The sequence below is a fragment of the Mesorhizobium sp. M7A.F.Ca.CA.004.04.2.1 genome, assembly GCF_004022825.1.
Lineage (GTDB): Bacteria > Pseudomonadota > Alphaproteobacteria > Rhizobiales > Rhizobiaceae > Mesorhizobium.
The window spans coordinates 1-1,978 of sequence record NZ_RZPH01001067.1; the positions used below are offsets into that span (position 1 = coordinate 1).

Consider the following 1,978-nt stretch of genomic DNA (forward strand, 5'->3'; position numbering starts at 1 on the left):
ACCTCAAGGAGATCCTTGCCTTCAAGCCGCGCAGGGCGGGCTTCGCCGCCACCGGTTCGCCGACCAACATCAATGTCGGCCGCACGATGCGCAACAGCCACGGCCGCCGCATTGCGCTGAGGCGCCCCAAGCAGGTCGAACTGGATGCGATCCTCGAGGAAATCGCCTCGCTCGAGGAGGCGCCATCCAGCGCCGACGCGCGCCAGCGTATCGCGGCATTGAGCGAAGAGCTTGACCGGCTGGAACGACGCCGCCGACGCATTGCCTATGTCGATCCGGTCGACATCCGCTTCAACCGCTTCGATTCCCGGCCGGTGCCGAACGCCAATGCCGTCATGTTCTGTCTGATGGACGTGTCCGGGTCCATGGGCGAGCGCGAGAAGGATCTGGCCAAGCGCTTCTTCGTCTTGCTGCACCTGTTCTTGAAACGACGCTACGACCGCATCGAGATTGTCTTCATCCGCCACACGCACCTGGCTCAGGAGGTCGACGAGGAGACATTTTTCTACAACACCCAAAGCGGCGGCACTGTCGTTTCCACCGCGCTGGAGGAAATGCACCGTATTATCGCGAGCCGCTACCCGGCCCACGACTGGAATATCTATGCTGCCCAGGCCTCGGACGGCGACAATTTCGCCGGCGATTCAGAGCGATGCATTTCGCTTCTCAACGGCGAGCTCATGCGGCTGTGCCAGTATTTTGCCTATGTCGAGATCATCGACGAGCGTGAAGCCCATATTTTCGGCTCGACCGAAAACGGGACATCGCTGTGGCGTGCCTATAACGCCATCGACCAGAAATGGCCGAACTTCCAGATGAGCCGCATCGCTACGCCCGCCGATATCTACCCGGTCTTTCGCCAGCTTTTCGGCAGGCAGCCGGTCTCCCTCAAGCGGGCATGAGGGTTCCCGATGGTCAGACAAGCCAGCAAATCCAGCCTGCTTTTTTCGGGGTCCGACTGGGATTTCAAAACATTGTCGCGGGCCTATGACGCGATCGAGGCACTTGCGGTCGAAGAGCTTCATCTGGACACCTATCCCGTTCAGATGGAGATCATCTCCTCGCAACAGATGCTCGACGCCTATTCGTCCATTGGCATGCCATTGATGTACCGTCACTGGTCTTTCGGCAAACATTTCCTCCACCAGGATCTGCTCTATCGCAAGGGCGGGCGAGGGCTTGCTTATGAACTGGTCATCAATTCCAATCCCTGCATCGTCTATCTGATGGAGGAAAACACCATGGCCCTGCAGGCCTTGGTGACGGCCCATGCAGCGCTCGGGCACAATCATTTCTTCAAGAACAATCAATTGTTCAAACAATGGACGGATGCAGGTGCGATCCTCGGCTACCTGGACTTCGCCAAGGGCTACATAGTCCGTTGCGAGGAGCGGCACGGCCTCGCCGCCGTCGAGGCTGTGCTCGATTCCGCCCACGCGCTGATGGATCAGGGCGTGTTTCGCTATCACCGGCCGCCGAGGCTGTCTTCGGAACGGCAGCGCGAAGGAATTCGCGAGCGTCTCGAATACGAGGAGCGCTCCTACAACGACTTGTGGCGTACGCTGCCGCCTTCGCAGCAAGCGGCCAACGACAAGGGCCAGGACCCGGAGCGGAAGAAATCGCTAAACCTGCCTGAGGAAAACCTGCTCTATTTCCTGGAAAAGAACAGCCCGGTCCTGGAGCCCTGGCAGCGTGAGATCATCAGGATCGTTCGGGTCATCGCGCAATATTTTTACCCGCAACGGCAAACACAGGTGATGAACGAGGGCTGCGCCACGTTCGTGCACTATACGCTGATGAACATGCTGTTCGACCGCGGCCAGATCAGCGAAGGCGCCATGCTCGAAATCCTGCGCAATCATTCCAACGTGGTCTTTCAGCCGGCGTTCGACGATCCGCGTTTTTCAGGCATCAACCCCTATGCTCTCGGCCTCGACATGATGCAGGACATTCAGCGCATTTCGACCAAACCCACGGC

2 protein-coding genes are annotated in these 1,978 nt (G+C 58.8%); both read left to right on the forward strand.

What is annotated here, in order from left to right:
* Nucleotides 1-902: YeaH/YhbH family protein (locus tag EN893_RS31325; RefSeq protein WP_164901273.1), on the forward strand; the 902-nt coding region annotated here is incomplete at its 5' end.
* A gap of 9 nt (nt 903-911) precedes the next feature.
* Nucleotides 912-1,978, forward strand: a 1,067-nt coding sequence (locus tag EN893_RS31330) for a SpoVR family protein (protein ID WP_128362070.1), incomplete at its 3' end; no start/stop codon positions are given.